This is a genomic window from uncultured Campylobacter sp. (assembly GCF_937997595.1).
Lineage (GTDB): Bacteria > Campylobacterota > Campylobacteria > Campylobacterales > Campylobacteraceae > Campylobacter_B.
On the sequence record NZ_CALKTS010000299.1, the window covers coordinates 1 to 6,320 of the forward strand.

5 protein-coding genes and 1 pseudogene are annotated in these 6,320 nt (G+C 51.1%); 3 read left to right on the forward strand and 3 right to left on the reverse strand.

Annotation, left to right across the window (positions count from 1 at the left end; genetic code table 11):
• The 3 genes from Q0614_RS10010 to Q0614_RS10020 form a co-directional block, all read right to left on the reverse strand.
• Positions 1 to 1,220 (reverse strand): acetyl-CoA carboxylase biotin carboxylase subunit (locus Q0614_RS10010; RefSeq protein ID WP_298788442.1); only part of this gene is annotated, 1,220 nt, incomplete at its 3' end.
• Positions 1,217 to 1,675: an acetyl-CoA carboxylase biotin carboxyl carrier protein gene (gene accB, locus Q0614_RS10015; RefSeq protein WP_291938704.1), complete on the reverse strand. Its 459-nt coding sequence runs from the start codon at positions 1,673 to 1,675 to the stop codon at positions 1,217 to 1,219. The genes Q0614_RS10010 and accB, both read right to left, overlap by 4 nt.
• 372 nt (positions 1,676 to 2,047) lie before the next feature.
• Positions 2,048 to 3,046 (reverse strand): type II asparaginase, encoded by a 999-nt coding sequence (locus Q0614_RS10020; RefSeq protein ID WP_298788446.1) that lies wholly within the window; start codon positions 3,044 to 3,046, stop codon positions 2,048 to 2,050.
• A gap of 174 nt (positions 3,047 to 3,220) precedes the next feature.
• On the opposite strand from Q0614_RS10020, the gene dcd reads away from it, so the two are divergent.
• The 3 genes and pseudogenes from dcd to Q0614_RS10035 all read left to right on the forward strand — a co-directional run.
• Positions 3,221 to 3,784 carry a dCTP deaminase gene (dcd, locus tag Q0614_RS10025; protein WP_005871523.1) on the forward strand — a complete coding sequence of 188 codons (564 nt, stop codon included), beginning with the start codon at positions 3,221 to 3,223 and terminating at the stop codon, positions 3,782 to 3,784.
• A gap of 3 nt (positions 3,785 to 3,787) precedes the next feature.
• A complete protein-coding gene (gene topA / locus Q0614_RS10030) occupies positions 3,788 to 6,019 on the forward strand; it encodes a type I DNA topoisomerase (protein WP_298788444.1) in 2,232 nt (743 codons plus the stop codon).
• A pseudogene (locus Q0614_RS10035) lies at positions 6,016 to 6,320 on the forward strand (hypothetical protein); the annotation flags it as partial. The gene topA and the pseudogene Q0614_RS10035, both read left to right, overlap by 4 nt.

The window sequence follows — 6,320 nt, forward strand, 5'->3', positions numbered from 1 at the left end:
GCAACCTTCATTTTTGCGATCGCGCGCGCGCGGTCCTTGTCGTAGACGATGAGCTTGCCGATCATACTGTCGTAGTAAGGCGGCACCGAGTAGCCCTCATAAACGTGGCTATCCATTCGCACATTTCTGCCGCCCGGAGCGACGTATTTTGTGATTTTGCCAGGGTTTGGCATAAAGCTTTTGGAGTCCTCAGCGGTGATGCGGCACTCAAGCGCGTGCCCGCTAAATTTTATCTCGCTTTGAGGTAGCAGCTTCTCGCCCTGCGCGATGCGGATCATCCACTCGATCAGATCGAGCCCGCTTCGCATCTCGCTTACGGTGTGTTCGACCTGCAGGCGGGTATTCATCTCGATGAAATAGAATTTCTTATCTTTGCTATCGTATAAAAACTCAAACGTTCCAGCGCTTGCGTATCCGATCGCCTTAGCGGCGCGAACCGCCGTTTCGTGCAGGCTCTTTCGTGTCGGCTCGTCCAAGATCACGGCCGGGCTTTCTTCGATCAGCTTTTGATGGCGGCGCTGCATCGAGCAGTCGCGCTCGCCGATATGCACGACGTGTCCGTGCTCGTCGCCCAAGACCTGAACCTCGATGTGGCGCGGGTTTGTGATATATTTTTCCATATACATCGTGCCATCGCCGAACGCGCTCATCGCTTCGCTCTCTGCCGACCAAAAGAGCTTTTCGATATCCTCTTCGCGCTCGACCACGCGCATTCCGCGCCCACCGCCACCGGCTGCGGCTTTAATGATGACCGGATAGCCGATTTCGGCAGCTAGCTTGCGTGCCTCTTCGACGCTTGCGATCGCGCCGTCGCTGCCCGGCACTACGGGGATTCCTGCGCGCATCATTACCTGCTTGGCCTTGCTCTTATCGCTCATTAAAGTCATTGCCTCGACGCTCGGGCCGATAAATTTAATGCCGTGCTTAGCGCAAATTTCTACGAAATTTTGACTTTCGCTCAAAAAGCCGTATCCCGGAAATATCGCGTCGGCTTCCGTTAGCTCGCAGGCCGTGATGATCGCGGGGATATTTAGATAGCTATCGCTGCTGCGCGGTCCGCCTATGCAGACCGACGCATCGGCGTATTTGACGTAAAGCGCGTCCTGATCGGCGGTAGAGTGCACGACGATAGCTTGCTTGCCCATCTCCTGGATCGTGCGAAGCGCTCTAAGCGCTATCTCGCCGCGATTTGCAATGAGGATCTTTTTAAGCTCTCTCATAGCTTCTCGACCTCAAACAGCGCCATAGCGTATTCGACGGGCTGTCCGTCTTCGACGAGAGCTTTTTTGATGCGGCAGTCGAATTCCGCTTCGATCTCATTCATAATCTTCATTGCTTCTATTATGCCGATCGTATCACCCTTATGCACGACCTGGCCTACGCTTACGAACTCTGCCGCACCGGGACTTGGCGCTTTATAAAAAGTACCCACCATCGGGCTATCGATCGTATCCATCGCACCTTTTGAGGCGGGCTTATCACCCACGAGCACATTTACCGCAGGCGCAGCAAGCTGCGGGGCAGGTGCCGGTGCGGCGAGCTGAGGCGTGCTCCCACCGCATGGGCCATATTTTTTTATCTCGATTTCAAAATCTTTATCTTTAATTTTTAGCTCGTTAATGCCTTGCTTCTCGCCGAAAAAATCCATTAACTCTTTGATTTCTGCTTTTGTCATAAATTTCTCCTGAAAAAATTTGCGAAATTTTAGCTAAATTTTTATAATTGTTTCTTTAAATGGATTTTTGCGGGACTTTTAAGAAGTGCAAAGCGAAATTTACGACAGAATTTGCGGACTGATTTTAAGGATTTATAGGCTGCGATTTGCCTCGTTCATTTTAAGCTCGAACTTCGCAAGCGAAACACAAAATTTTGCCGTAAGGGCGCAGGATGATTTTAAATCCTTTAAAAAATTTAACGCTTAATTTTACGACCGAAATTCTACGCCCAAGCCCCGAGCGCGAAAATTCCGCGCTTTGCTTTAAAATCTCGCCTCCGAGCTCATATTAAAATCCCGCGCCGAAATTCTATCCGCGCGAAGCCCTATGCGTTAATGTGTCGCAAAAAAGCTCTGAATTTTAGCTTTATCGCTCGTTTTGCTAAGGGCTAACATCAGCAGTACGCGCGCCTTTTGCGGATTTAGATTATCTGCGGTTAGAAAGCCAAGTTTTGCGTCGTCCACCTCCGAGCTAACGCTAGTTGAGCCGCTGCCTGTGCGGCTTGAGCGCACAACGACCACGCCCGCTTCGCTAGCTTTTGCGAGCGCGGCCTCCGTATCGGGGTATAAATTTCCGTTTCCCATGCCGGCGACTACGATGCCCTTAGCGCCCTTTTGTACGGCAGTCTCTACGAAATCGCTCACGTCCTGCGGATGCGCGTAAATAATATCGACGCGTGGCAGAACCTTGATGTCTTTGATATTAAAATCGCTACTTATCGTGTGCTTGCGAAGCGGCGCCATATAGAAATTTACGACTCCGTAATTCACAGTGCCGATCTTGCCGGAATTCGGCGAGGCAAAAGCCGCAACGTTAGTAGTATTTGTTTTCGTAACCTCGCGCGCGGCGTGGATCTCGTCGTTCATCACTACAAAAGCGCCCTTTTCGCGAGAGTTTTTATCTGCCGCGACGGCAACGGCGTTGTATAGATTAAGCGGTCCATCAGCACTCATCGAGTCTGCGTTTCGCATCGCGCCCACCAAAACGATCGGTTTTTTGGATTTTACTACCAGGCTTAAAAAATACGCCGTCTCCTCCATCGTATCGGTTCCATGCACGATGACGATGCCGTCTACGTCGTTTTTAGTAAGCAGCTCGCTTACGCGGTTTGCAAGCTTGAGCCAAATTTCATCATTCATCTCCTGCGAGCCGATATTTGAAATTTGCTCGCTTTTAATCGTAGCTAAATCCCCCAGCTGCGGTACTGCCGCTAAGATATCTTCTACGCCCTTAGAGCCTGCGGTATAGTTGCCCTCCGTGGCACTTGCGCTGCTTCCCGCGATCGTACCGCCGGTAGCTAAAATATAAATATTTGGCTTCGCAGCAGCCAAAGATGACGCGATAAAAAACGTAATAAACGCAAATTTCTTGAGTAGCCCCATAGTTGCTCCTTAAAAAGTGATAAAATTTTTATAATTTAAGCAAAATTCTAGCATAAAATTTTTATTATATTTTATTTTGCTGCTATAATGCGCGAAAAATTTTGATTATTTTAAGGAAATTTTATGGGACTGAAAAGCGATAAATGGATCAGACAGATGTCGCAGCAGCACGATATGATAGCGCCCTTTTGCGAGGAAAATATCGGCCGCGGCGTCGTTAGCTACGGACTTTCGAGCTACGGATACGACATACGCGTAGCGCGAGAATTTAAAATTTTTACAAACGTCGGCGGAACGGTCGTCGATCCTAAAAATTTCGACGCAAAAAACGTCGTGGATTTTGAGGGCGACGTCTGCATCGTGCCGCCGAATTCCTTCGCGCTAGCGCGCACTATCGAATACTTCAAAATGCCGCGCGACGTGCTTGCGATCTGTCTGGGCAAAAGCACCTACGCGCGCTGCGGCATCATCGTAAACGTAACGCCCTTTGAGCCCGGTTTTGAGGGGCACATCACGATTGAAATTTCCAACACCACGCCGCTGCCTGCAAAAATTTACGCGAACGAAGGCATCGCGCAGGTTTTGTTTCTGCAAGGAGATGAGCCGTGCGAGGTGAGCTACTGCGACAAAAAGGGCAAATACCAAAGCCAAAAAGGTATCACGCTGCCTAGAATTCTAAAGGATTAAACAATGAAAAATTTAATCATCGTAGAATCCCCGGCAAAAGCCAAAACGATCAAAAAATTTTTAGGCGAAGACTACGACGTCGTCGCTTCAAAAGGCCATATCCGCGACCTTCCTAAAAAACGCTTCGGCATCAAAATCAAAGATAAAAGCTTCGAGCCCGAATACGAAATCAGCGCCGATCACGATCAGATCGTAAAGCAGATAAAGACGCTCGCCAAAAAGGCGGATCAAATTTATCTCGCGACGGACGAGGACCGCGAGGGCGAGGCGATCGCCTATCATATCGCCGCTTCGATCGGCAAGCAGGCGCAGGAGCTGCCGCGCATCGTATTTCACGAGATCACCAAAAGCGCGATCTCAAACGCGTTAAGCTCGCCGCGCAAGCTGAATATCGCAAGCGTAAACGCTCAACAAGCGCGCCGCCTGCTCGATCGCATCGTGGGCTACAAGCTAAGTCCGCTTTTAAATTTAAAGATCCAGCGCGGCTTAAGCGCGGGTCGCGTCCAAAGCGCCGCGCTTAAAATCGTCGTCGATCGCGAGCGAGAAATTTTAAATTTTAAACCGGTAGAATTTCACAGCATCGACGCGGTTTTTAAGAAGGACTTGGAAGCCGAGCTCGTGGAATTTCGCGGCAAAAAGATGGAAAAGCTCTCGATCAAATCTGCGGCGCAGGCTAGCGAGATCATTTCGGTGCTGCAAAAAGACAAATTTAGCGTAGAGAGTATCGAGAGCAAATCGCGCAAGACAAACCCCTACCCGCCGTTTATGACCTCGACGCTACAACAGGCGGCGAGCACGGCTCTAGGCTTTAATCCACGCAAGACGATGAGCCTCGCGCAGAGCCTTTACGAAGGCGTCAATACCAAAAACGGCGGCGCGATCACCTACATGCGAACCGACTCGCTAAATATCGCTAAAGAAGCGATCGCGGCGGCTCGCGAACTAATCGGCGAGCGCTTCGGCGAAAAATATCTGCCCAAAAGCCCGAATTCATACGCCACCAAAAGTAAAGGCGCGCAGGAAGCGCACGAAGCGATAAGACCTACCGATCTAAAGCTTACCCCCGAGCTCGCGCAAAAAATCCTGCCTCGCGACGAATACCGCCTTTACGCGCTCATCTATAACCGCTTCGTAGCCTCACAGATGAGCCCTAGCGTCTCGCAGATCCAAACGATCATCGTGCGCGGCGAAGCGGGCGCGTTTAAGATCAGCGGACGCAAGGTGGAATTTGACGGATTTTACAAGGCTTACGGCGATCTGGATAAGGATAAAATTTTACCGAGCCTTAGCGCAGGCGACGCGATGAGCCTACAAAGCCTAAGCTCGCAGCAGCATTTCACCGAGCCGCCGGCACGCTATTCGGAAGCGAGCCTCATCAAAAAGCTCGAAAGCCTCGGCATCGGTAGGCCCTCGACCTATGCGCCTACCATCTCGCTGCTTACGGCGCGCAACTACGTAAATATCGAGCAAAAGCACCTGGTGCCGAGCGAGATCGCCTTTAAGATCACCGAGATGCTGGAGCAAAATTTTAAAAATATCGTCGATAGCGAGTTTACCTCCAAAATGGAGGAGAAACTCGACGACATCGCCGAAAACAAAGCGGACTGGCAGCAAATTTTGGCGGATTTTTACTACCCTTTTATGGACGAGATCGCCAAAGGAAAAACGTCGATCGCAAGCCAAAAGCTAGCCGAAAAGATCGGCGAAGCATGCCCGAACTGCGGCGGCGAGCTACTTAAGCGCCAGGGCAGATTCGGCGAGTTCATCGCTTGCTCGAACTATCCGAAATGTAAATACTCCCGCAACGCGGACGCCAGCGCCGAGGGGGCGAGCGAGGAGAAGGCGGCGCCCGAGGTGCTAGATGAAAAATGCCCGCAGTGTGGTAAAAATCTGATCAAGCGCAAAGGCAGATACGGCGAGTTTATCGCTTGCGAGGGCTATCCGAAGTGCAAATACTCGCGCAAAATCGAGGGCGCGGCAAAGGAGAAAAAGCCGCTGCTCTCTACGGGCGTTAAGTGCCCGAGCTGCGGCACGGGCGAGATCGTCGAGCGCTTCTCCAGACGCGGCAAATTCTACGGCTGCACGAACTACCCTAAATGCGGCTTTGTGAGCAACTATGCGCCGATTGCGCGCGCATGCCCGCAGTGCGGCAACTCATACATGCTCCGCAAAGAGCTGAAAAAAGGCAACTTCGCCGAGTGCCCGCAGTGCAAGCTTAAAGAAGAGATCGATTGATAATAGGCGTCATCTCGGACTCTCATCGCGAAACAAAGGTCGCTGCCAGCGCCATAGAGTGGCTGCTCGCGCGCGGAGCGGATCTGCTCGTGCACGCAGAGGGCATCGTCGAGAGCGAGACGCTGCGGCTTTTGCGACAAAGCGGCAAGCCTTACTTTGCGGCACTATATTATAATAAGACGCCGATAGCATTTAAAACAGCGCCTTATAATAACAACCAAGCGTTTACTGAGTTTAAAAATGGGTTCAACCTACGGAGTGAGCCCTTCTGCACGGAGTTTGCCGGGCTGCGACTAAAAAT